At 44.0% G+C, this 23,457-nt stretch carries 16 protein-coding genes and 1 tRNA gene; 9 read left to right on the plus strand and 8 right to left on the minus strand.

The window, feature by feature from the left end:
* Positions 1–399 precede the first annotated feature (399 nt).
* Positions 400–615, minus strand: coding sequence for a hypothetical protein (locus BGL89_RS15965; RefSeq protein ID WP_286826533.1), 216 nt, complete (start codon positions 613–615; stop codon positions 400–402).
* A 207-nt stretch (positions 616–822) separates the two neighbouring features.
* On the opposite strand from BGL89_RS15965, the gene BGL89_RS15970 reads away from it, so the two are divergent.
* From BGL89_RS15970 to BGL89_RS15990, 5 genes are all read left to right on the plus strand, one after another.
* A complete protein-coding gene (locus BGL89_RS15970; protein ID WP_149107204.1) occupies positions 823–1,128 on the plus strand; it encodes a CU044_2847 family protein in 306 nt (101 codons plus the stop codon).
* A gap of 9 nt (positions 1,129–1,137) precedes the next feature.
* Positions 1,138–2,433, plus strand: coding sequence for a S1 family peptidase (locus tag BGL89_RS15975; RefSeq protein ID WP_286826534.1), 1,296 nt, complete (start codon positions 1,138–1,140; stop codon positions 2,431–2,433).
* A gap of 278 nt (positions 2,434–2,711) precedes the next feature.
* Positions 2,712–5,864, plus strand: coding sequence for an AAA family ATPase (locus BGL89_RS15980; RefSeq protein WP_286826535.1), 3,153 nt, complete (start codon positions 2,712–2,714; stop codon positions 5,862–5,864).
* Positions 5,865–6,328: 464 nt separating this feature from the next.
* Entirely contained in the window at positions 6,329–7,054 is a 726-nt protein-coding gene (locus BGL89_RS15985) for an HAD family hydrolase (protein WP_286826536.1), read from the plus strand.
* A gap of 77 nt (positions 7,055–7,131) precedes the next feature.
* A tRNA-Gly gene (locus BGL89_RS15990) sits at positions 7,132–7,202 on the plus strand.
* A 59-nt stretch (positions 7,203–7,261) separates the two neighbouring features.
* On the opposite strand, the gene BGL89_RS15995 is transcribed toward BGL89_RS15990, so the two are convergent.
* Together BGL89_RS15995 and BGL89_RS16000 are read right to left on the minus strand one after the other, a co-directional pair.
* Positions 7,262–7,687 carry a lysozyme inhibitor LprI family protein gene (locus BGL89_RS15995; RefSeq protein WP_286826537.1) on the minus strand — a complete coding sequence of 142 codons (426 nt, stop codon included), beginning with the start codon at positions 7,685–7,687 and terminating at the stop codon, positions 7,262–7,264.
* Positions 7,688–7,854: 167 nt separating this feature from the next.
* Complete coding sequence (locus BGL89_RS16000; protein WP_286826547.1) at positions 7,855–10,092, minus strand: FdhF/YdeP family oxidoreductase; 2,238 nt, start codon at positions 10,090–10,092, stop codon at positions 7,855–7,857.
* Positions 10,093–10,275: 183 nt separating this feature from the next.
* Here BGL89_RS16000 and BGL89_RS16005 point away from each other — a divergent pair, with 183 nt between their 5' ends.
* From BGL89_RS16005 to malQ, 3 genes are all read left to right on the plus strand, one after another.
* Positions 10,276–10,776, plus strand: a complete 501-nt coding sequence (locus tag BGL89_RS16005; RefSeq protein ID WP_286826538.1) for a sigma factor-like helix-turn-helix DNA-binding protein — start codon at positions 10,276–10,278, stop codon at positions 10,774–10,776.
* A 168-nt stretch (positions 10,777–10,944) separates the two neighbouring features.
* Positions 10,945–12,069, plus strand: coding sequence for a hypothetical protein (locus BGL89_RS16010; RefSeq protein WP_286826539.1), 1,125 nt, complete (start codon positions 10,945–10,947; stop codon positions 12,067–12,069).
* 357 nt (positions 12,070–12,426) lie between these two features.
* Complete coding sequence (malQ, locus tag BGL89_RS16015; protein WP_286826540.1) at positions 12,427–13,929, plus strand: 4-alpha-glucanotransferase; 1,503 nt, start codon at positions 12,427–12,429, stop codon at positions 13,927–13,929.
* A 50-nt stretch (positions 13,930–13,979) separates the two neighbouring features.
* Here the strand turns inward: malQ and BGL89_RS16020 are convergent, their stop codons facing one another.
* The 4 genes from BGL89_RS16020 to BGL89_RS16035 all read right to left on the minus strand — a co-directional run bounded on the left by BGL89_RS16020 (position 13,980) and on the right by BGL89_RS16035 (position 19,836).
* Positions 13,980–14,405 (minus strand): hypothetical protein, encoded by a 426-nt coding sequence (locus tag BGL89_RS16020; RefSeq protein WP_286826541.1) that lies wholly within the window; start codon positions 14,403–14,405, stop codon positions 13,980–13,982.
* Between the two features lie 99 nt (positions 14,406–14,504).
* Positions 14,505–15,431 carry an ornithine carbamoyltransferase gene (gene argF / locus BGL89_RS16025; protein WP_286826542.1) on the minus strand — a complete coding sequence of 309 codons (927 nt, stop codon included), beginning with the start codon at positions 15,429–15,431 and terminating at the stop codon, positions 14,505–14,507.
* Positions 15,432–15,640: 209 nt separating this feature from the next.
* Positions 15,641–18,877: a tubulin-like doman-containing protein gene (locus BGL89_RS16030; protein ID WP_286826543.1), complete on the minus strand. Its 3,237-nt coding sequence runs from the start codon at positions 18,875–18,877 to the stop codon at positions 15,641–15,643.
* A 2-nt stretch (positions 18,878–18,879) separates the two neighbouring features.
* Entirely contained in the window at positions 18,880–19,836 is a 957-nt protein-coding gene (locus BGL89_RS16035; protein ID WP_286826544.1) for a ribonuclease Z, read from the minus strand.
* 551 nt (positions 19,837–20,387) lie between these two features.
* Here BGL89_RS16035 and BGL89_RS16040 point away from each other — a divergent pair.
* Positions 20,388–20,789, plus strand: coding sequence for a fasciclin domain-containing protein (locus tag BGL89_RS16040; RefSeq protein ID WP_286826545.1), 402 nt, complete (start codon positions 20,388–20,390; stop codon positions 20,787–20,789).
* A 169-nt stretch (positions 20,790–20,958) separates the two neighbouring features.
* Here BGL89_RS16040 and glgB read toward each other — a convergent pair whose 3' ends face one another.
* Positions 20,959–23,238: a 1,4-alpha-glucan branching enzyme gene (gene glgB / locus BGL89_RS16045; RefSeq protein WP_286826546.1), complete on the minus strand. Its 2,280-nt coding sequence runs from the start codon at positions 23,236–23,238 to the stop codon at positions 20,959–20,961.
* Between the last annotated feature and the right edge of the window lie 219 nt (positions 23,239–23,457).

Consider the following 23,457-nt stretch of genomic DNA (forward strand, 5'->3'; position numbering starts at 1 on the left):
CTCTTTTGTTGGTTAGTTGGGTAAAGGCGGTATTGATACCTTGCTTTCATTGGGTTAAAATGTGTCTGTCTGTACTCTATTTTAACTAGGTATGCCAATAATGTCAAGTCGGTTAGTAATCAGTGATCAGTAAACAGTAAACAGTAATCAGTGATCAGTAAACAGTAATCAGTAAAAAGACAGTAGGAAAATTCTATAGCGGTTCTCGCATCTGCGAGGCACACTTTAACCTTTGTTGACTAAGCTTTTCAGGATTGAGAATGTACCTCTTGTGAACAGGAAACGCTATATTTAATCCTGCACACTTAAAAACTCACATCTGATAACTGATAACTTACCCACTGATAACTGATAACTGATAACTGAGAGGTGCAACCCTGGAAGTTCTCAGATGCTCTATTAAAGATCAAGAAAAGCCGTCGTTTTACGACGGGGTTTTAACCCAAATTTTCGATAACTCGTTTTTTTCTCCTGTCCTGACTTGAAAGAGGGTGTAGGGTGTAGGGTGTGGGGTGTAGGGAAAGAAACCTCTTTCATCTGTGGGGGTGAAAATTTTTTCATCGGGACTGACTTGATTAAACGCTGCACATAGGCTTGTTTGACAAACCAGGGCATAATTTTTTTCAGGACGATGACTGGTAAGCAACCCGAAAATTATATAGATTAATGGCAAAAAAGACTTGACAAAATCCCTCGATTTGACATATACTTTTTAGTATAATGGGAATCCGTGCCAAAATATATATAAGCCTTTTTAGTTCCCATATAAGTTTGTCCGAGAACCAATCGAGAAAACCATAAACGGGTCATTCGAGGAGCCTTATGCCACAATCTAGATCTGAGGTTATTTCAGTTAAAGTTAAAGAAAATGTCACCGTCTTAGTAGAAGCGAGAAGTTTCGGTGGTGAACGGGAAGTATCCGATCAATTATTTGACTTTCAAAGTGTGGCTGATACAATTGAGGCAATTACCGAATCGATCGCTGCTACGATCAATAAAGTGCAACCCAAAAAGGCCACCGTAGAGTTTGGGGTAGAAGTCACGGTAAAATCCGGTAAACTAACCGCTTTAATTGTGGAAGGTGAGGGAAAGGGAAATTTAAAAATTACCCTGGAATGGGGAGGATAAATTGATTAAATGCTTACCCCGGAATCTCTACCCCCGTACACTGTCAGGTTAAAGTTAATCTATGGGTCAGGAACAGGCTTTTTTGTGGGACAAGGGTTAATTTTGACCTGTCTTCATGTGGTGAAAGATGCGCGGGATAATCGCGAGACTATCGAGATAATTTGGCAAGGTCAAATTTCTGGGGCTAAAATTATCAACTTGCCGAATTTAGATGGGATCGATTTGGCTCTTTTACAATTAAACTCTCCTTTAGATCACAAATATATCGATTTTGATCAAGATTTACAATTAACAGATAAATTATACACTTTTGGCTATACCAATGATTATCCGAACGGTGATCCTAGCGACTTTGAGTATATAGGTTTAACCGGGGATGAAAACCCCCTAATCAAGTTTAAATTAGGGCAAGTACAACCCGGTTTTAGTGGTTCACCGCTTTTAAATTTACGCACGGGGAAAGTGTGCGGAGTGGTGAATAAAACCAGAGATGAGTACAGTGATTTGGGAGGAAGAGCGATTCCAGTTCAGACTATTTTTAAATATTTTCCGCAATTACAACCCCAAAAAAATGCGAATAATCCTTTTATACCCACTTCTGGAGGTATTAAAGAAATTCAGCAAATTTTTGGACGAGAACAAGAAATTAAAGATATTTTTGAGATTTTAAATTCCGGCAGTAGTGCAGCTATTATCGGGGAACGCGGTACGGGAAAAACCACGCTGCTTTGGGGACTTTACCATCAAGCAAGGGAGTATCTGCGTAGTCCTCGAAAACCCTTGTATCTGAACTTAGAAGGATTAGTAGGAGATAAGGATTTTTATTATGAATTATGTCATCAGATTGGTATAGCTGCAGATTACGATAAACCGCTCAAAGGAACTAGATTAACTAGGGAATTAGAAAAACATAAAATCCTGTTATTACTAGATGTGGTAGATAATATGACTCAAAAATATTTCAGCTATCAGCTTAGAAGTCAATTAAGAGAGTTGGCTAATCGTCCCGATCCACCTTTAAGATTAGTAGTAGCGGCTAATCGTCCCCTTAATGTTTTATTTCCTGATAACAAAGGAGGTGATTCACCTTTCGAGGGAATTTGTCTAGAATGTCCGGTTAGATTATGGAATCAAGCTAAAATTCAAGAGTTTATTAGTCATCGTCTAAGTCAAACAGGAGTGACTTTTACCGAGGAGGAAATAAATTATCTTGTTAGGCAAAGTCAAGGAAAGCCGCGAGAGGTAATGCAAAGTTGTTTTAAACTTTATCAAACCAAAGTCAATAACTCAGCATCCCAAACTTAGATTATAACTAAATAGGGTCTGCTGAAAAAGTTTTTCGGTGGGGGTTGGGGTGTGGGGTGTGGGGTTTTACCCATTTTCAGGTGGTCAATTACCTAATTTTCAAAGTCTAAAAACCTTGTTGGATAAGGTTTTTAGATTTATTCAGCAAACCCTAAATAATAAGTTGATTTAATTTTGGGTTTGATCCCCCCTGCCCCCCTTGATAAGGGGGGTGTCTGACAGTTAACACCTAACTACTTAATGAACCATCACCGGGTAAATAGCTAGAGATAAAAATTATGAAGGAAAGCACCGTCCCGAGAATTAATCTCGCCCCTAAACTCAAACGCAATTTATCTTTATGGAATCCCTTTGACTATCTTTTGCTGTTGTACTGGGTGTTTTATTTTCCCCAAGCAATAGGCTGGTATGTGGAAACGAGAGGCGGCGGCGATAAATTCCAAGAACAGGAAACATGGCGCGATAGAATGCAATTTCTCCGCGACCATCCCGTACAATTGCGTCTAGGGATTCAGGGTATTCTCTTAACTGTAATTACCGCTCTAATTATCTGTAGCATAGCGGCAAATTTAGGACTTTCTGTTAATTGGGTGCGCGTGGTGTCGGGCGTGGTGTGGGGCGTGGTGTGGGGCGTGGTGGTGTGGGGCGTGGTGTGGGGCGTGGTGTGGGGCGTGGTGTCCGGCGTGGCGTTGGGCGTGGTGTGGTTCGTGGCGTTGGGCGCAATGTCCGGCGTGCTGTGGGGCGTGGTGTCGGGCGTGTTGTGGGGCGTGGTGTCGGGCGTGTTGTGGGGCGTGGTGTCGGGCGTGGATTCGGGCGTGGTGTTCGGACTGGTGTCGGGCGTGCTGTGGGGTGTGGCGTTGAGCATGGCGTGGGGCGTGGTGTTGGGCGTGGTGTTGAGCGTGGTGTCGGGCGTGGTGTCGGGCGTGGTGTTCGGACTGGTGTCGGGCGTGTTGTGGGGCGCGGTGTCGGGCGTGGTGTCGGACTTGGTGTGGGGCGTCGTGTCGGTGTCGGACTTGGTGTGGGGCGTCGTGGTAATGGGCGTGCTGTCGGGCGTGCTGAACGTGTTGGTGTTATCTGTATCTGGGTGGCAGCTGAGGATGCAGGTGAGGCTGTGGGAGATGGTGTTGGTAGTGGTAATGGGCGTGGTGGAGGGCGTGGTGCCGGGCGTGGTGGTGGGCGTGCTGTGGGGCATGAGGTCGGACGTGCTGTGGGGCGCGGTGTGGGGCGCGGTGTGGGGCGTGCTGTGGGGCATGAGGTCGTACGTGCTGTGGGGCGCGGTGATAGGCGCGGTGATAGGCGCGGTGATAGGCGTGGTGTGGGGCGCGGTGTCGGGCGCGGTGATAGGCGCGGTGTCGGGCGCGGCGTCGGGCGTGCTGTCGGGCGTGGTGTCGGGCGTGGTGTTGAGCGTGGCGTCGAGCGTGGGGTGGGGCGTGGTGTTGAGCGTGGCGTTGGGCGACGTGGTGTGGGGCGTGGTGTGGGGCGTGGTGTTAGGCGTGGTGTTTATATTCGCCTTTTTCCGTCCTGATAATTGGCTAATCGGGCTTTTGGCTGGCTCCCAAGGGCGACTTTTTCCCCGTATTACCCTTCTACCGCTGCCGGGGTTAACCTCGACTCTACAACAATGGTTACAGCAAGACTGGGAAACGGCTATTAATAACCTCAATCAATACCTTCGGTACAGCTGCCAGTTTATTCCTGTCCTTGTCGCCGTTAACCGCGTTTTATCGCAATTCCCAGAGGCAGAAATTATCTATCGCGTCTCCCGTCTGGCAGAAAATCCCTCCGATTGGCAATTGTTAAAATATGCGTCTGCGAAACCGTTTTCTCTTCCTGACGGCCAAATCCGTCTAGATACTCCTGCTCGCGCCGCTGCTGCTGGTTTTTGGTATCTTCACCAACAGGAAACCGAAAAAGCCGAAAAAGCCTTTGCTGTGGTACGTTCCCTCGCCTACGGGGAAGAAATGTATAGCCTAGCCCAAACTTTACACCGATTTAGTCAAGCAGCAACTCCCGATAGTATCGCTTCCCTGAAAGTTGCCCCTATTGCCGCAGAACCTTCATTACGTCCGCAAACTTGGCAAGCTATCAGCAGTTTAAATCTAGTTATCACAGAAATGGCTTTAGTCCAGGGAAGTTACTCCCAACAGGTCAGATCCCTCGCTCTTAATCGGATTATCGAGGAATTAAGGGATATAACCGACCAACAGGCGGCCAATTTACCCCAAGCAGAAGAAGAATTAATCCTTTCCATCGTCCTAAAATGGGCAGAAATTAGCATATCCATCGCGAAAACGTTGGGAACGGTAACTATTACCCAACCGATTCCTAATCCCTACATTATCGGTGATCCGGGTAAACGCTTTGTTGGTCGTGAGGATATCCTGCGGGAACTTCAGTCAATGTGGTCCGGAGATAACCTATCCTCCGTGGTTCTCTATGGTCATCGTCGCATGGGTAAAACTTCGATTCTACGCAATCTGGAGGCATATCTTCCACCAAATGTCTCGGTTATCTACATTAATTTACAGCGCGTGGCCACAGTAACCAGCCTAGCCGAAGTCCTCCTGAATATGGCTGAGGAAATCGCCAAAACTTTAGCAATTGATGCCCCAGAAGAGGAAAAAATCTCCCAACATCCAGAAATGTATTTTAATCGTTATTTAGATCGTCTGATAAGCCAGATTCTGCCGGAAAAAGCCAAAACCGGTTTAATTATTGCCCTCGATGAGTTCGAGATAATTGAGGATTTAATCGAAGCGAATACCCTCCCCCGGAATTTCCTCGGCTATCTGCGTTCCCTTGTCCAGAGTAGTCCGCGTCTAGCTTTTGTTTTTGCCGGATTACACACCCTAGAGGAGATGACTGCCGATTATTTTCATCCTTTTTTTGGCAGTGTTTACCCGATTCCAGTTAGTTTCCTCTCTCCGGAGTCCACTCGCGTTATCCTCGCTAATCCCGTTGGGGAAGACGAGGATTTTCCCCTAGACTATACCCCAGAAGCTTTAGACAAAATTTATCAACTTACCCACGGTCAACCCTATCTAGTGCAACTTATCGGGTTTCATCTGGTACGTTTTTATAATAAACAGGTCTTTGAGTTGCAACGTCCCCAAGATATTCGTTTTCAGGTGGAAGATGTGGAAAAAGCTATCGATGCTGAGTTTTTCCAAAGGGGGAATTATTATTTTACGGGTGTCTGGAAACAGGCTAAACAAGATGCGGCCGGACAAGGGGAGATTTTAATAGTTCTTTCTTCCCATCTGCAAGGATTAACCCGGGCAGATTTACTGTCCAGCACCGGACTAACTGCCACAACTCTCGACCTGGCCCTAAAAACCCTTGAAAATCATCATGTCATCGAATGCCAAGACTCCCGTTATCGGATTGCTGTGGAATTATTCCGTCGTTGGCTATCGGCAAAAATGGCCTAAATTCTTTTGTTATCGGTTACTGTCTCTTGTGCGGTCGCTAAAAGTGATTTTTCTACGGTTAAATTTTTCTCTAATATCTCAGTCCCAAATAGGGCTTGCTGAATAATGGTAAAACCCTTTTAAAATAAAGCTTTTGACCTGTTAAAGTCCGATGTTAGTGCAAGAAAATAGGATTGGAGGGCAACAAAGCCTGAAACTCCTGACTCCTGACTCCTGACTCCTGACTCCTACCCCCACCGAAAAACTTTTTCAGCAGACCCCAAATAGGGGGGTTACAGGGCAGCACGGATTCCCACTATAACAAAATAATAGAACAAATCTGGGAATTTGTCAAGGCCTTGGCAATTTTCCGGTTAAAATTGTTTGTTGAGATGGGGTAAGGGGCAAGACCCGCCCTGCCCCGACGAAAAACTTTAGTATAATCAAGAACAGTGAGTATTTATTAGCTTTTCTGTCTAAGATTGATGTTAAAGGCTGTTCTGTTCGATTTTAATGGGGTGATCATCAATGATGAACCGATCCATCAGGAGTTAATCAATGAAATCTTGATCGGGGAAAATCTGCTGCCCCTAGGGTCGGAATTTGCGGAGTTATGTCTGGGGAGAAGCGATCGCGTCTGTTTGCGTAATGTTCTCACCCGTCGCGGTCGTCAAGTGACCGAGGAATATCTGACTAAGTTAATTAACAAAAAAGCCAGTTTATACCGAGAAAGAATAGGAAAATTAGAGAAACTTCCTATTTATGAGGAGATATACTCTTTTTTAGAACGAGTTAAGGCCAGGGATTTACAAATCGGTTTGGTGACGGGAGCAATACGCTCGGAAGTGGAATCAATCTTGCAACAGGCAGCCCTTGGCGATTACTTTAGTGTCATTGTCACCGGTGATGAGATTAGCACCAGTAAACCTCAACCGGATGGTTATTTACTGGCCGTAGAAAGATTCAATCGTTGGAATTTTAATCTACAGTTGCAACCCTGGGAATGTCTGGTGATTGAAGATACTTTTGTCGGTTGCGAAGCGGCCAAAAGAGCGGGAATGCAGGTGGTGGGAATCGCTCATACCTATCCCTTCCATTTTATGCAGAGAGTGTCCAACTGGGCGATCGATAATTTCTCCCAACTAGATCTCGATCGCGTGGAGGAAACTTTTAGCCAAATCGGGGAAATAAAGGAGCGATCGGGATTTTAGGGGCGATTAACAAGCTGAAAAGCCCTACTTGCAAAAATCGGCAATTCGTGTTATACTAACGAAAGTGCTAAGAAAATGCGGGTGTAGTTTAGTGGTAAAACCCTAGCCTTCCAAGCTAATGATAGGGGTTCGATTCCCCTCACCCGCTTAGGCTGTTGTGCAGTAAACGTCTAAGGAATTATCGGTAATATCAACGGCGATTTTGACTTAGCGATCGCTATCTTCTAAATATCTCTGCAAATCTTTGGTACGCTGCTCGGTGACATCTGCCAAACAATTACTGTAAATCATGGGAGCTATAGAGCCTCCCTCATAGGCACTTGTTTCAAATTCGCAACTGCTGTCTCTAAACTTAATCCAAGCTTGTTGGGCGCTAATTAATTTTTGTTTGCGAGAAGCTGACAGTTTTGGCAGTAGTTGTCGATAAACTTGATTTAACTTGCGATCAGCGTTTTGATAAGCTATGCTGGCACAAATGTTCATTTCGCTTTGAGTCTGGGGATTGTTACAGTTAGGGCGTTGAGCTAGTTGCAAGTTCGTCGCTGCAGATGTGGGACTTGCAATGCCACGGGTAGCCATCCCGACAGCCAACAAACTTGCTATGCTTAATACGGTTAGTAAAAACTTACCCATGGCTATTTATTCTATGATCGTAAGAACAGGATAACAGAAATGCGATCAAAGCGATAGGGAGCTTCTTTAATTTCGCTTTCCCAGAATTGGACTCGGTTTCGTTCATTTATTCGCTTGCTTAACTCTATTTCATTATTTCCCAAAAAGAAAATCCGAGGAGTTGATAACTAAAAAACCCAGACGGGAACTCGTTTATAAGCAGGAGTCCCACAGCGAGGATCGATTTTAGCTTTGAATAAAACATTGGTTTCGGGATAGAACATAAAGCCAACACCTTCGCGAATCGGACCGAAAATAAGTTCGATATTCTCTAATTTGCCGGCATCTCCTTGAACGGTGACTCGTTGATGTTCTTGAAAGCCCGCTTTTTTGGCATCTTCGGCGTTGATCAATAAACAATGACGGTGAGGCATTCCCCGATATTTATCGCCCACTTGATAAACGACGGTATTATGTTGTCCATAACTGCGTCCTGTTCCGAGAATCAGGGCAATTCCGGGGGCATTTTCCGGTTGGTTGAAATCTTGCTTTTCCGGTGCTTTTAAAGTGGGTAAAGGGGTGACGGACATTTGCGCTTTTCCGGTCGATGTCGGAAAATGGGGTTCGGTAAAAATCCGTCCGCTAATGGTAAACTCTGTTTGGGTTTGATCTAATTGCCCGATTTTTTGATAACCCGGAATCGTTTTGGCGATTAACTGACGAATATAGGCGGTGTCGTGTAATCTCGACCAATCAATCGGGTTTGTGCCTAAAACCTTGACGGCAATATTTGTTAATAGTTCTACTTCCGAGATGATATCGACATCAGAACCCTGTAGATGACTGCTTCCCCGCTCGTTAAAACGGACAAAATTATTGCCCGATTCGGTTGTTGTCGGGTGAGGATTTTCAAAACGAGCGAAGACGGGTAAAATTACCGTATTTTGTCGGGCTAATCCGTGAAAATGTCCTAAATTTGGCTTAGTAGCCACATAAAAAATCGTATCAATTTGTGCTAAGGCTTTTTTGGCTTGAGTTAAATCTGGATTTGCCCCATAAAGATTACCTCCCAAACAGAAAAGGGTGTTGATTTTTCCCCGTTCGGCAGCTTCAATTAATGCCCTGGTATCATAACCGCCGGTTATATTTAATGGCTTTCCTAAAAGTTGAGAAAGTGCCTCGGCGATTTCCCGACGTAATTTCACCGTAACGCCCATAGAACCGAAGCCCTGTACATTAGAATGACCTCTGATTGGCATGGTTCCTGCACCTATTTTACCAGCATTACCTGTAAGTAAAGCTGTATTAGCAATACTGATAATATTATCGACACCATTTTCCTGTTGTGTAACCCCCATCGCCCAAGCGAAAACCACTCGCTCTAAATTGCCGAAAAGGGCGGCGGTTGCTTCAATTTCTTCTCTAGATAAACCGCAGGTTTTAGTAATGGTTTCCCAGGGTATTTGTCGGGCATAATCTATAACAGATTGCCAATTTTTTGTATGGGATTCGAGATAATCCCACCGGACTAAATTTTGTTCGATCAAAGATTTTTGTAATCCGACGAATAGGGCGGTATCGCTACCCGGAATCGGCTGTAGGTAGAGAGTAGAAATATCGGAACCGCCCCGCAATAGGGATTTAATCGGAAAAGCGGGCGAGGAGAATTTGACCAATCCGACTTCAATTTGCGGGTTAATAATAATAATTTTACCGCCGCGATCACGAATTTGAATTAATTCATTCATCAGGCGAGGATGATTAGCGGGGGCGTTAGAACCGATCAATACCACACAATCGGCTTGTTTTAAACTTTCCAGACTGACCATCGAAGTCCCGGAGCCGAAAACCTGTTTTAATCCTACGGTCGAGGCGGCATGACAGAGATCGGAACAATCGGCTAAATTATTACTTCCTAATGCCCGGAAAAACAATTGTAAGAGATAGGCGGCTTCATTAGAAGAACGTCCCGAACTATAGGAGGCCAGAGTCTCGGACGGTTGACGAAAAGCTTGTTCGGCTAATCGATAAACTTCTTCCCAGCTAATACGTTGATAGTGACTTTCTCCAGCTTTTAAGAGAACGGGATAACTGAAACGACCCAGGCGATCGCATTCTAAGGAGGTTAAGGACTGTAATTGAGCGAGATGATAGGTCTGAAAAAAATCGGTTTTAATACCCGGCATTAATTCGGAAGTAATCGCTTCGACACTTTTGAGACAACGTTGCAGACTTTCCCCCGCTTCGTTGACAAAACCGCCCTTTTGTCCCCCCGTTCCCCAAGCGCAAGCTAAACAGGCACTTTTATGATTTAAGGTTTGCCAGAGTTTAACCCCTTGAGGAGAGAGGGTTTTTTCTGCCCAATATTGCAATAGGGGAAAACCCCCACCCGCTTCAATTTTGTTGGATGTTTCCCGTTCTTTCATCGCCTTTTCTCCCGATTTTTCCTCAAATCCCTCCGATAGGGAGAGTGTACCCAATACAGTTGAGTTTATCACCATTTTTTAAAAAGTGCATCAGCAAGGCATAAACGACTGGGTAAGCTACGGTTAGTTGTTGACAATATCCCCTGATTGTGATTTTATCAGACTAAGGAGAGGTCTATTAAAATGGTAATTCTGATGGATGAAAATGAAGACTTTCAACATTTAGAAGAGATGATCGCCAATCTCCAAGTAAAACAGAAACAGATTCTGAAAGGGATGTTAGATTATCCGATTCAAATTGATTCGGCAATTCGGATACTTTCCGATCCATCTCGGCAATTGGCAACAAATCCTAATAATATAACCAGAATACATAAAATACTTAAAGAATTGGAAAAACAAGGATTGGTTAGGTGTCGCAACCGTCAATATTCTTTGACCGAGTTGGGAAGGGAAATAGTAAAACACCTTAGCAATAAGAGTCTAACCCCAAGACGGGATGCACAGAGAAAGGAAAGACTTAAAAAAAGTTACGATTTTTTAGAACTCCATAGGCAGGGATTAAGCTATCAGCAAATAGCGGATAAATACGGCATAAGTCGGGAGCGCGTCCGTCAAATTCTTTCTACCAACCCCGAATTTGAAGCTTATCGGCAAAAACAAAAGGAAAAAAATTATCGCTGAACGACTGAAAGAAGGGTAGAGGAAACTAGATTTATGGAAGAAATATTGGATTTTTATACCCTGTGAATAGGAACGACCTATTATGTGGTACGGTAAGTAATTTCTAGGGGATCATTTTTAATCCATTGACTATGATTGATCAATAAACCTTGAGATAGGTTGCACACCATGAGCGAATACCAATATTACGAATTTCAAGCGATCGATCGCCCCCTCACCCAAGAGGAAAGGGCTGCCATAGGCCAGCTATCGAGCCGCGTCAAACCGACGGCAACGAGTGCCAGTTTCACCTATAGTTACGGCGATTTTCGAGGCGATACCAAACAAGTGCTGGCTCGGTATTTCGATATTATGTACTACATCGCCAACTGGGGAACACAGCAATTAATGTTTCGTTTTCCCAAATCCCTGATCGACCGAGAAGCAATTGAACTTTACTGTATTGATGATTATATCAGCTTATCTTTTGTGGGAGATTGGGCAATTTTAGATTGGGAATTTAGTCAAGAAGAAGGTTTTAATGACTGGATAGAAGGAGAAGGGATTCTATCGGAATTGATAGGATTACGCCAAGAAATTCTCCAGCAAGACTATCGAGGATTATATTTAGCTTGGCTGAAAGCTATTGCCTTATCCGAGGGATATATAGACATCGATAACACCCAACTAGAACCTCCTCTACCCCCCGGACTAAATCAACTTTCTGCATCTCAAAAGGCTTTTATAGAAATCGTTGAATTGGACGAACACTTATTAAATGTTGCTTGTGCATCCAGTGGTAAACTAACAACTATCTCTGAGCAAACTTGGCAACAAGCTATTAGCCAATTATCGGCTTCTGAACGCCAAGATTTCTTATTAAGATTGGCTAAAGGAGAACCGAATTTATCTGCCAAATTCAAACAAAAGCTGTCTCAATTAATCCCTATTTCTCCCGCTTCTAACCAGCCTCGACGTACGATCCAAGAACTTCTTGAGGCTGCTGCTGAGGAAGGAAAAAAGGCAGAAAAACGGCGACAACAAGAAGCGGAAGCCAAGCGAATTGAGGAACTACAAACTTTAGCTAAACGGGAAGCGCAAGTTTGGCAGCAAGTCGAGTCCCTAATTCAGAAAGCCCAGTCTAAACCCTACGATGAGGCTGTTAAATTGTTAGTCAAATTAAGAGACTTAGCCGAATATCAAAACCGGTTGCCCGTTTTCCAAGAGCGTCTGAACCAGATTTACGAACAGTACAGTAACAGGTCTGGGTTGAAGAGGAGGTTACAAGAAGTGGGACTTACTGACAGTAAGTGAATCGCTCTTGAATTTTCGGCGGCTGCATCTCAATTTGGTCGAAATATCTATATTACATTTTGGGCGCATCGATCAACTCACTGACCACGATGCGCCCCTACCATTGGCGCAATAACTGACAAGCGATCGGTTTTTCCTCCGGGGTAACGTGGAACGTGATCCCAAGGAATCTTTTTCACTGGAAAGACGATCTGTTAATGTACGGCTGTAATGCCTCATTTTGTCCCATAGGTCTAATAAAGTTGTTAAGTATTGCCGTTATCGATCGAGATCGGGTTAGCTTTGAGATAGCAGTGAGCATTCAGCTTTAAACAATATAATAACTGCTAACCTAATCACTGATAAGGGGGTTTTTTCATGGCTTTTAGCCGTTCTAGCGGTATTTTGCTTCATCCCACCAGTCACCCCGGTCGTTACGGGATTGGAGAACTAGGTAGGGAAGCCTATCAATTTATCGATTTTTTGGCTCAAAGTGGTCAAAAACTCTGGCAAATTCTCCCTTTAGGCCCCACAGGCTACGGCAACTCTCCCTACATGAGTTTTAGTGCCATTGCCGGCAATCATCTCCTGATTAGTCTCGATATTCTTCGGGAGAAAAACCTGCTTAGTCATGCAGATTTAGAGGATATTCCCGATTTTCCCCTCGATCAAGTGGATTTCGATAAATTGATCGCTTGGAAAATTCCCCTACTTAGAAAGGCGGCGAGCAATTTTGTCAAGGGTTCTGACACAATTCTTTACAAACAGTTTGCCGGCTTTTGTGCTGGCAATGCTGATTGGTTAGAGGATTACGCCCTATTTATGGCCCTATCCCACGCTTACCAGGGTAAAGCATGGATGGAATGGCCGACAGAAATTCGCGAACGTCATTGGGGTGCGTTGGAAACACCGAAACAGGAGTTACAAGAGGAGATTTTTCTGCACAAATTCCTGCAATTTGAGTTTTTTGAGCAGTGGTTAGCCCTAAAACGCTATGCTAACGCCCTTGGTATCGAGATTATCGGTGATATCCCCATTTATGTCTCCCATAATAGCGCTGATGTTTGGGCAAATCCCCAGGTTTTCCGACTAGATCCCCAAACAGGTAATCCCTTGGAAGTGGCAGGGGTTCCCCCGGATTATTTCTCAGCAACGGGTCAATTATGGGGAAATCCTCTTTATAACTGGGATTATCTCAAAAATACGGGCTTTGACTGGTGGGTACGCCGTTTAAAAGGGGTTCTTTCCCTAGTCGATATCATCCGTATCGATCATTTTCGCGGATTAGAAGCCTATTGGGCGGTGGCTTTTGGCCAGGAAAACGCCATTAATGGTCGTTGGCTGAAGGCCCCGGGTTATGATCTCTTTAATACCATCCGGGATCGTTTGGGTAAATTGCCGATTATTGCCGAAGATTTGGGCGATATTGACCAGGCAGTCCTAGATTTTCGCGATCACTTTGCTTTCCCCGGTATGAAAATTCTCCACTTTGCTTTTGGGGGTGATGCGGGTAATCCCTATCTTCCTTTCAACGTCGAACGCAACTGTGTGATTTATACCGGCACTCACGATAATAATACCACTCTGGGCTGGTTTCAAGATAACGCCAATGACTACGAAAAAGCGCGACTTTATCAATATCTTGGCGCTCCCAGTGGTCAGGGAGTGGCTTGGGATCTGATTCGACTTGCCTATAGTTCCGTGGCTAATCAGGCGATCGTACCGTTACAGGATGTGTTAGGTTTAGGATCGGATGCGCGCATGAATACTCCCAGTGTCGCAGAAGGCAATTGGTCATGGCGCTATCGTCAGGAAGCTTTAACCGGAGAATATAGCCACAGATTGCGAGATTTAGTCAATCTTTTTGGCAGAAATCGTTAAATCTAAACCCTTTTGTCGAGACGTTACCCCTAACGTCTCTTTTAGTCCGGTTAATCTTGGCGAGAATTTTTTAGCAATCTTTGCCGGATGCGATCGAGATTTTCTTGACTATTGACGGGTAAATGGGGTAGGGGTAATTCTAAATTGGGCCAATTACTCAAATCATGGCAGGGACAGGATAAACCCGATTGGCCTAGCACCTCAATTGGTACTGGTATAGTACAACGAGCGCAGGGATGAAATTCCCATTGAGGGGAAAGTAAGTCTTGGATAGTTTGTTGAGTACCTTCTAGGTAACAATCGCCACTTTCAGGAGCGAGCATTTTTTGCCAACAATCTTCAAACTCCGCTGAATAGCGATCGCCATTGAAAATTGGCAGCGGAAATAGCATAGCTTGGTTTTTGGGACAAATAACTTTTTTTCCCAATTGAAACCAATGGGCGAGATATTGTTTAACTGCGGAGGTGTCTGACATATAGTATGTGTGGAGGCTGCCCTGATTATTGCTCTTACCATCAATCCTAGCGTTAACTTCCCGTGTCGGACAGGTCTTAGGGTAACTGAGCATCTGGAGCTAGATTAATCCCAATAAACTCACCATTAAAGCTTTTTGGGCGTGCATCCGATTTTCCGCTTGTTCCCAGACTTTTGATTGTACACCCTCGATCGCCCCGTCGGTAATTTCTTCGCCGCGGTGAGCAGGTAAACAATGGAGAATAATCGCGTCTTTGTCAGCGTGACTCATTAGCTGTTCATTGACTTGGTAGGGCTGAAAAACGGGAATTCGGGCATCAGCGAGGCTTTCCTGTCCCATACTTGCCCAGACATCAGTATAGACCACCTGAGAGTCTTTTACGGCCATAACGGGATCGTCGGTAATGAAGATTTTACTACCGGTTTTCTCGCCAATAGCCTGGGCGCTGGCGACAATTTCCCCATCGGGTTGATAGTTTGCGGGGGAGGCAACCCGCACATTTAACCCCATCAAAGCACCACCCAAGAGGAGAGAATTAGCGACATTATTACCATCCCCGACATAGGTGAGGTTAATTCCCCGTAAAGTCTGAAAAGTCTCTTGGATAGTCTGTAAATCGGCTAATATCTGGCAGGGATGTTCTAAATCCGTTAAAGCGTTGATAATCGGGATGCGCGAGTAATTAGCAAAAGCTTCTAAATCCTCTTGTTTAAAGGTGCGAACTGCGAGAATATCGAGATAGCGATCGAGTACCCGGGCTGTATCTGCTAAGGGTTCCCCGCGCCCCACTTGGGTTACACTGGGATTAAGATCGATCACCTGTCCCCCTAACTGGTACATGGCGACGGTAAAGGAAACCCGCGTCCGGGTGGAAGCTTTATAAAATAGCAATCCCAAGACTTTTTTGCAGCTAGGGTTAAGAGTGCCAGCTTTAAGCTGTGCCGATAGATTGAGTAGGGCACTGATTTCTTCGCTACTCATGTCGGTTATTCTTAAAACATCTCGTCCTTTTAAAGTGGCTACCATTGGTTTTTCTCTCGATAAACAGGGGTCTTGATTGGCTTTTATGGCAGTTAGCGATTAGCAAAAATCTTGGGTAAAGACCTTATTATAATCCAGTTTTTTCGCTATTAGGCAATTTTTCCCGAAAATTTTCATGGTGGGGGATGTTAGTCCAGCTAACACCCCCACTTTTTCTGTTATCCGAGGACTAAAAACAAGAAATTGCCCAATTTCTACTTAACTAATTTTGCCCCACACTTAGAACAAAAATTAGACGAGGGGGGATTTTTATGTCCACAATTACCACAGATAATTAAAGCTGGGTTAGCCACTTCCGTCACCGAAGAAAGAGGTATTTCTCCACCGCTATCCAACTTATAGTTATCGATTAACTGCAAAATAATTGCATCTTCCCGTTTATATTCTGTATTATCTTTTCCTCCTGTCAACTCCTCGGAACGTTGTTGTAAATATTTGATAAAAGTCCGATACAAAGCTTGTTTTTTCTCCGGAGTGGCCGAATCCTGTAACTTAGCCGTCACCTGACTTTGAATTTTTTCCTTATCTTCGCGACAAGCTTTTACTTCTAACACCTGTACCGCATCTTCCCAACTGGTGGCGATATCGACTTTTTTTAATCCCGTTGCGGTTTTAATTTCATAGCGAATTGTTTTCTCATTAGTGACTCGATTGACTTCTGGAAAAAGCACTTTCAAAGCTCGGGCCGTCACCACCAATTGATAAATACTCGGATCTTCGGGAAAAACATCCCAGAAAGGAGGTTCCTTTTGGATATGCACGGGGATGGGTAAATCGCGATTTTCCCCCATTTGTTGGGCGCGTTTAGCGAGAATAAATTCTCCTTTCCAGTCTTGATAGGATTGTCGCAGCTCTCGCATTCCATCGAGACAGCGTAGGGAAAAACCGCCAATTTCCTGCACGAAGACAAGACGATGTTTTTCCACTTCTCCCAAGGGTTTAATATCGTCTTCGTTGGCAATAAATTCCCGCAGTTTCGGAATAATTTTTTGGGCTGCCGGGTTATTGGTATTTCTTCCCCCAATCAGGGCAACATTTTGATTTAATTGGGGCGTAAAACCCGCATCTTTTCCTCGCAAGACCGCAGGATTAAGCATAATTAGGGGTCGCGATTTTTGGTAGGCAATGCGAAGATTATTGATAATATCGGCATCGTTGTTATAGATTTTTAACAAGCGATCGCAAGCGGCTAATTCCTGCTGAATGCGACTACTAACCGGGGCATTTTGTAGTAGTTGATTAGCTTGGTTTATGATAACTTGTTGAAAATCTCCTTGACGAATATCGGCAATCTCGGTGATGTCAAATAAACGCATATTTTCGTCGGAGCGGCGCGTTTCTTTCCAGAGGGGGCTAGATTGCTTTAAAATCTCTTCTGAGAGGGGTAAACAAAGGTTATCCATACCTGTATCGTAGGCATTTTTGTTACCGACAATCCCCGAAGCAAATTGTTCGATAAAGTCTTGATAAAGACCATTTAATTCTTGTCTATCAAATAGTTTAATCCCATTAATTAACAAAGCATCGGCACTATCAATCTGTTGATTAGCTTGGAGATTAAATAGATCGCGACTTTGAATTAATTTCTGACGAAAGCGATTAAAACGGCTTTCTAATTGATTAAGATGTTCCAGTAAACGATTAATAACCTCTACTCCTGCACCTCTGGTTTTTCGTTGAATATTGGCCATTAAATAGCCTTCCAATCCCGTTAAAGCTTGTTCACAATATTGTTCCATCTTATCTTTTTTCGAGACATGAAGTTTATCTTTCAGATCATTAATTTCTGCTAAGGCTGTATCATATTCTCGTTGACGTTTACTTTCGTTTTGACTCCAAACCTGTTCTTGATCGCGACGGAATTTTTCTGCCATGTCGGTGAAGATTTGTCGTACTGAAACAATAGAACTCTCAGCAAATTTTACCCCACGGTTTCGATCCTCAAGGATATTATAAAACTCCATTTCTAGAGACTTTTTACCCCGTTGAATAATTTCATCCCGGTTATTATAAATCTTTTTCAGGTAATCGCCGTGCAGCCGCTCATCGGGACTTAATTCTAGTAAATGATTGCGTTTAAATTCCTCGACTCTTGGTGTTAAATAATCATTAATAAATCGCAGAATTTTTCCCTGTTCATTGCCTAAAATATTAACACCCTGTTTGGTACAAGATAGCCAATTATCTTGATTGATTTCCTGACGAGTTTCGTTAGTCCATTGGGAGATTATGGCAATTAAAGAGCGATCCTTGTCGGCACATAAATCCATAATTAATTCCCCTTCGCTCAAGCGCATTCTTTTGAGGATATCACCTCTTACTAACTCCAACATTTGAGCGGGTAAAATCACGGAATCATTCAGCCACCAATTAATTAAATCTTTGGCTAAACGTTCCGATAAAGAAGCACGAATTTGGGCAATAGGAATTTCAATAGTTGATAGCCCAAAACTCATAAATTGCTTAGGATAACCGCGACCACCAGGGTCAGCTTGCGCCCAAGAACCCTTAATATTATCTCTAATAGAGCGCTTATGGGGGGCAAAATCAGAGGTCATATCTAGGAAAATATTTTGGGCGATCATTTCCCGAATTTGACCAAGTTTAAAATCACCTTCTCCGTTTTTCGTTCCTACTAAATAGGTAAAATCAAAGGGGGGTAATTTACTAACAACTTCATCGACCAAACCACTGCTAAACTGTTGATGATATTCGGTTCTGTAGTCAGAAAAGTAATTTAATTCCATCAGGGCAGCGTAACCATTAGCCAAAACTCGATCGCCGACACTAATCCCCGCAAATGCTTCAGGAGTGGGAACAATTGCCGTACTCAAAGGACTACTTTCCCCTCGCAACCAATTACGAATACAGTAGCCTATATCGATTAACATTCCGCTACCCGTACCACCGTTTAAAGACCCCGTAGTAAAGACATTAATAGCACTATTACTAACTTTAATTCCATAGCGATCGAGCATAAAGTTTTCTTGTCCTTTTACCCGTCTCACCGCATCCAGAAATTTCCTTTGGATCTCATGATAATTACAAAATAAAGCAAAACGTCCACAGGCGCGAATTTGTCCCGCTCCCGCTTCTAGGGAAGTAATATTTCTCTCTAATTCCGGGGGAAACCAACTATTAATCCAGGGATATCTATCCATGTCAGATACCATCTCCTGTACCTGTTTTCCACTCACCCGGGACCAGTGTTTTTCGTTATCTTTAAAAGCACTGCCGGCAGCTTCAGGATTACTGATTTTATAATCCTTATCCGTGTCAACCACCAAAAAGCTGACAATCGGAAAATTACTCAAACTGCCATAACTTTCCTCGATTAAGCGACGCAATCGCGATAAAATTTCGTTACCCGTGCCACCAATACCCACTAAAACCGTGGGAACCATGCTTTTTTCTTCTACTGCTGCTGGCATAATTACTTAACTCCTAAGACCATTTCTTGACGGTTGCGGGGGACTTCATAGGTGAGGAAATCGTAGGCTAATTTAGTGTTAGGAAAAATCGCCCGCGCTTCCTCTAACAAATTGGAAATATCCAGAGAATTACCCGGTAGATAACGGGGACTAAAATGGGTCATTAATAACAATTTTACCCGGGATGCCAAGGCCACTTGGGCTGCCATCGTTGAAGTGGAGTGAACACTTTCAAAGGCTAACCCGGCATCTTGGTGAGCAAAAGTTGCCTCATGAATTAGCACATCTGCATTCTGTGCCAATTCGATCGAACCTTCACAGAAAATAGTATCAGTACAATAGGCAATTTTACGGCCGATTTCCGTTTCTCCGCAGAGGGACTGACCGCGAATTTTGCTGCCATCGGCGAGGGTGATAGTTTCCCCTTTTTTCAGCTTGCCGTAAATTGGTCCAGGGGGAATACCCAAAGCGTTGGCTTTTTCCACATCAAAACGTCCTGGACGGTCTTTTTCGGCGATGCGATAACCGTGGGCGGGAATACGATGTTTTAATAGCTGACAGGAGACGGTAAATTCTTCATCTTCGTAGAGTATGCCAGGGGAAATGGCATGGACACGCACCCGATTAGCCAAATTAGTATAGGAATACTTAGCACAAGCGCGCAGATAGTCCGCTAGTCCGGGGGGTCCATAGATATCAATATCCTGAGCAGAACCGGCTAATCCGATACTGGCTAACAGTCCCATTAAACCAAAGATATGATCCCCGTGCATATGGGTGATAAAAATGCGTCGAATTTGGGAACTTTTCAGGTCGCTACGCAGTAACTGGTGTTGAGTTCCTTCTCCACAGTCAAACAGCCATATTTCCGCCCGTTGCGGCAAACGAAGGGCGATACTAGAGACATTGCGGGAACGAGTGGGAACCCCAGAACTGGTTCCTAAAAAAGTAATCTCCACAGGATAGCTGTCAGGATAGAGGATTCTTTTTCTAGTCTAGGCTGTTTTTATCGATTTCTCGATCGAATTACTGCTTTTCTGTATTTCTTGACTTGGAAACAGGAAATCCCCTGATTTTGAGTTTCGCGGCCAGAAATACACCAGTGTTCCTATCATACTTTGTGCTTTTTGTCAAAAAAACTTTTTTTTTGCAATAAAACTACACAAAAAAAAGATCATCGTTGTGGGTGAAATTGACTAATTAATTCTTAAGAATTTGTAAATATTGCGGAATGTTAATTTAAATATTCTCAAGTTTTTGGAGTCAATAAATAATTTTTGCTTATATTTTTGGGAAAATAGAACTCCTGCAAAAATCCAACATCTACCATTGGGTTAGGAGTCAGTATTCAGGAGATTATTTTTATTTATTCTTCCCCCGCAACGCGCACGCAGTGACCCCCCTACACCCCACACCCCACACCCCACACCCCATCCCTAGAACGATCTTTCGGACAAGATTAAGTTTAAAATCTGAAATAGATGATTTTTTTCAGGATCGAGTCAAGTTTATGGCAGATATTGTCGATATTGCGGTCAGTGCCGATAATTTTAAAACTCTAGTAACGGCGGTACAAGCCGCTAATCTTGTGGATGCCCTAAAAAGTCCCGGACCCTTCACGGTTTTTGCCCCCACCGATGAAGCTTTTGCCAAATTGCCCCCCGGGACGATTACCACCCTAGTGCAGAATATCCCCCAATTAGCCCGAATTCTCACCTATCACGTCGTTGCGGGCAAATATATGCAGGAAGATTTGGCAAAATTGGCTCTAGTGACTTCTCTAGAGGGTTCACCGATTCCCATCGATTGTAGCGAAGGTTTTGAGGTGAAAAATGCCACGGTGGTCGCAGGTAATATCGAGGCGGATAATGGTGTAATCCACGTCATCGATACGGTGATCCTGATGGGTTAGTTTTTGACCGGCTTTTCCCCGGGCCGCATCTAGGGCAAATCCCTCTTATTTAGTCAATAAATATACAGACACTTTTGGTTGTTTATGTATTCGATGATCGACGGAGGAAAATGCCCACTTTCTGCGGTTATAACTGTTTACTGTTTACTGATCACTGAAAAAAGCTTCCCTATTCCCCAGAAGCATTAGGATCGATTTTGAGAACTAAAACCCCTAAAGGTGGTAAACAGAGATCGATCGAGTAGGGACGGCTATGATAGGACCATTCCTCCGACCATTTACCGCCAAGGTTGCCCATATTACTACCGCCATATTTACCCGCATCGCTGTTAAAGATTTCCTGATAAAAACCAGGATGAGGTACACCAACGCGATAATGGCTGTGGGGTTGGGGAGTAAAATTACAGACCACCACCACAAACTCCTGCCAATTTTTGCTCCAGCGCAGGAAAGAAACGACGCTATGACTATTATCACTACAGTCGATCCACTCAAAGCCATCCTGACCAAAATCCTGGGTATATAAAGCAGGTTCACTCTTATAGGTGGCGTTCAAATCAGTGAAAAAGCGTTTTAGCTGTTGATGGGGTTGATACTGCAAAAGACCCCACTCCAAATCACCCCAAACATTCCACTCACTCCACTGGCCAAATTCCATGCTCATAAACAGGGTTTTCTTGCCGGGGTGGGTAAACATATAGCTAAATAATGCCCGGACATTGGCGAATTTTTGCCACTCATCCCCCGGCATTTTGCCAATCATATTACTTTTGCCGTGAACCACTTCATCGTGGGACAAAGCCAGCATATAATTCTCGCTGTGGTTATACCACATACTAAAAGTGACATTATTTTGATGGAATTGACGGAACCAAGGATCCATGCCGAAATAATCGAGCATATCGTGCATCCAGCCCATATTCCACTTCAAATTAAAGCCTAAACCGCCCATATAGGTGGGCCAGGACACCATCGGCCAAGCGGTGGATTCTTCGGCAATAGAGAGAATTCCGGGGAAATAGCTAAAAATCACATGATTGACTTGACGCAGGAATTCAGCGGCCTCTAAATTTTCCCGGCCACCGTACTCGTTAGCCACCCATTCCCCATCTTTACGACAATAATCGAGATAGAGCATGGAAGCCACCGCATCCACGCGAATGCCGTCAATATGGTACTTATCGAACCAAAAAAGAGCATTAGCGACGAGGAAATTTCTGACTTCGTTGCGACCGTAGTTAAAAATTAAGGTTCCCCATTCCTTGTGTTCCCCTTTGCGCGGGTCGCCGTGTTCGTAAAGATGAGTACCATCAAAGAAAGCTAACCCGTGGCCATCTTTGGGGAAGTGACCGGGGACCCAATCCACTAGCACACCAAGGCCATTTTGGTGACATTGATCGACAAAATACATGAAATCTTCAGGATTGCCGTAGCGACTGGTGGGGGCAAAATAACCCGTCACTTGATAACCCCAAGAACCATCAAAAGGATGCTCGGCGATCGGTAATAATTCGATATGGGTGCAACCTAATTCTTTAACGTAGGGAATTAGTTTTTCGGCCAACTCGTAGTAACTCAAAAAGCGCGCCCCAGTGTTCCATTCCGACACAGGAACCGGTTCCCCTTCCCCAGAAAGTAAACGGGGGGGTTCGGCACTAGAAGTGTGCAGCCAAGAACCGAGGTGTAATTCGTAAACGGAAACCGGTTGAGTTAAAGGATCGCTATGGCGGCGTTTTTCCATCCAATCGCTATCATCCCAAGTATAGCTATCTAAATTTGCCACGATCGAGGCGGTTTTCGGGCGTACTTCTTGGGCAAAACCGTAGGGATCAGATTTTTCGTAAATATGACCTTCCCAATTTTTGATCTCGTATTTATATTTAGTGCCAACACCGATTTCTGGGATAAACAATTCCCAGACCATATTATTACGTTTCCGCATTTGGTGATCACGACCATCCCAGTTATTGAAATCACCAATAATCGAGACATTACGGGCATTAGGGGCCCAAACGGCAAAATAAACCCCTTTAATACCCTCGATTTCGGCTAAATGCGCCCCTAATTTTTCATAAATGCGATGATGGTTGCCCTCCCCAAACAGATGTAAATCAAAATCGCTGAGTTTGGCAGAACGGAAGGCATAGGAATCATAGATTACCCGTTCCTGTTCTCCCTCGTGGATGCGTAATTGATAATTGTTCAGTTCACCGATATCGATGACGCACTCGAAAAAATGGGGATGATAAGCGGTCTTCATGGGATATTCTTGTCTTTGGGACGGTAAAATAACCCAAGCGGCCGTGGTTTTCGGTAAATAGGCTCTAACAACCCATTTATTTACTTTTCCTTCTTCTTCTAGGGGATGGGCCCCCAAAACCTCAAAGGGATCGTGATGGAGGTTGTTGACGATTTGATGGACTTGTTCGGGGGATACCACTATAGACATTCAGTTAACACTCTTGACATCTACAATACTTATAGCAAGGAAATAGTCATTTTTTTGTTGCCTTCTGGGAATTCTCAAACTGATGGTATTGTAAAGTTTCAATGCAAATATAGTCATATATAGCCAGGCATGGTAATATATAGACAGGAAACTATCAGACTAGGCAAAAAAAACAAGAATAAGTTATCGAACGGCTTGGAGGTGGTGGAAACAAGGGAA

Origin of the sequence: Microcystis sp. LSC13-02 (assembly GCA_002282935.1) — a bacterium.
In the GTDB taxonomy this organism is placed as follows: Bacteria; Cyanobacteriota; Cyanobacteriia; order Cyanobacteriales; family Microcystaceae; genus Microcystis.

Bases quoted from the DNA above. Each gene is read 5' to 3' on its own strand.
- BGL89_RS15995 (WP_286826537.1), bottom strand. From the start codon at position 7,687: ATGGGTAAGTTTTTACTAACCGTATTAAGCATAGCAAGTTTGTTGGCT.
- glgB (WP_286826546.1), bottom strand. From the start codon at position 23,238: ATGTCTATAGTGGTATCCCCCGAACAAGTCCATCAAATCGTCAACAAC.
- malQ (WP_286826540.1), top strand. From the start codon at position 12,427: ATGGCTTTTAGCCGTTCTAGCGGTATTTTGCTTCATCCCACCAGTCAC.
- BGL89_RS16010 (WP_286826539.1), top strand. From the start codon at position 10,945: ATGAGCGAATACCAATATTACGAATTTCAAGCGATCGATCGCCCCCTC.
- BGL89_RS15970 (WP_149107204.1), top strand. From the start codon at position 823: ATGCCACAATCTAGATCTGAGGTTATTTCAGTTAAAGTTAAAGAAAAT.
- argF (WP_286826542.1), bottom strand. From the start codon at position 15,431: ATGGTAGCCACTTTAAAAGGACGAGATGTTTTAAGAATAACCGACATG.
- BGL89_RS16000 (WP_286826547.1), bottom strand. From the start codon at position 10,092: ATGAAAGAACGGGAAACATCCAACAAAATTGAAGCGGGTGGGGGTTTT.
- BGL89_RS16020 (WP_286826541.1), bottom strand. From the start codon at position 14,405: ATGTCAGACACCTCCGCAGTTAAACAATATCTCGCCCATTGGTTTCAA.
- BGL89_RS15985 (WP_286826536.1), top strand. From the start codon at position 6,329: ATGTTAAAGGCTGTTCTGTTCGATTTTAATGGGGTGATCATCAATGAT.
- BGL89_RS15965 (WP_286826533.1), bottom strand. From the start codon at position 615: ATGCCCTGGTTTGTCAAACAAGCCTATGTGCAGCGTTTAATCAAGTCA.
- BGL89_RS16030 (WP_286826543.1), bottom strand. From the start codon at position 18,877: ATGCCAGCAGCAGTAGAAGAAAAAAGCATGGTTCCCACGGTTTTAGTG.
- BGL89_RS16005 (WP_286826538.1), top strand. From the start codon at position 10,276: ATGGTAATTCTGATGGATGAAAATGAAGACTTTCAACATTTAGAAGAG.
- BGL89_RS16040 (WP_286826545.1), top strand. From the start codon at position 20,388: ATGGCAGATATTGTCGATATTGCGGTCAGTGCCGATAATTTTAAAACT.
- BGL89_RS15975 (WP_286826534.1), top strand. From the start codon at position 1,138: ATGCTTACCCCGGAATCTCTACCCCCGTACACTGTCAGGTTAAAGTTA.
- BGL89_RS15980 (WP_286826535.1), top strand. From the start codon at position 2,712: ATGAAGGAAAGCACCGTCCCGAGAATTAATCTCGCCCCTAAACTCAAA.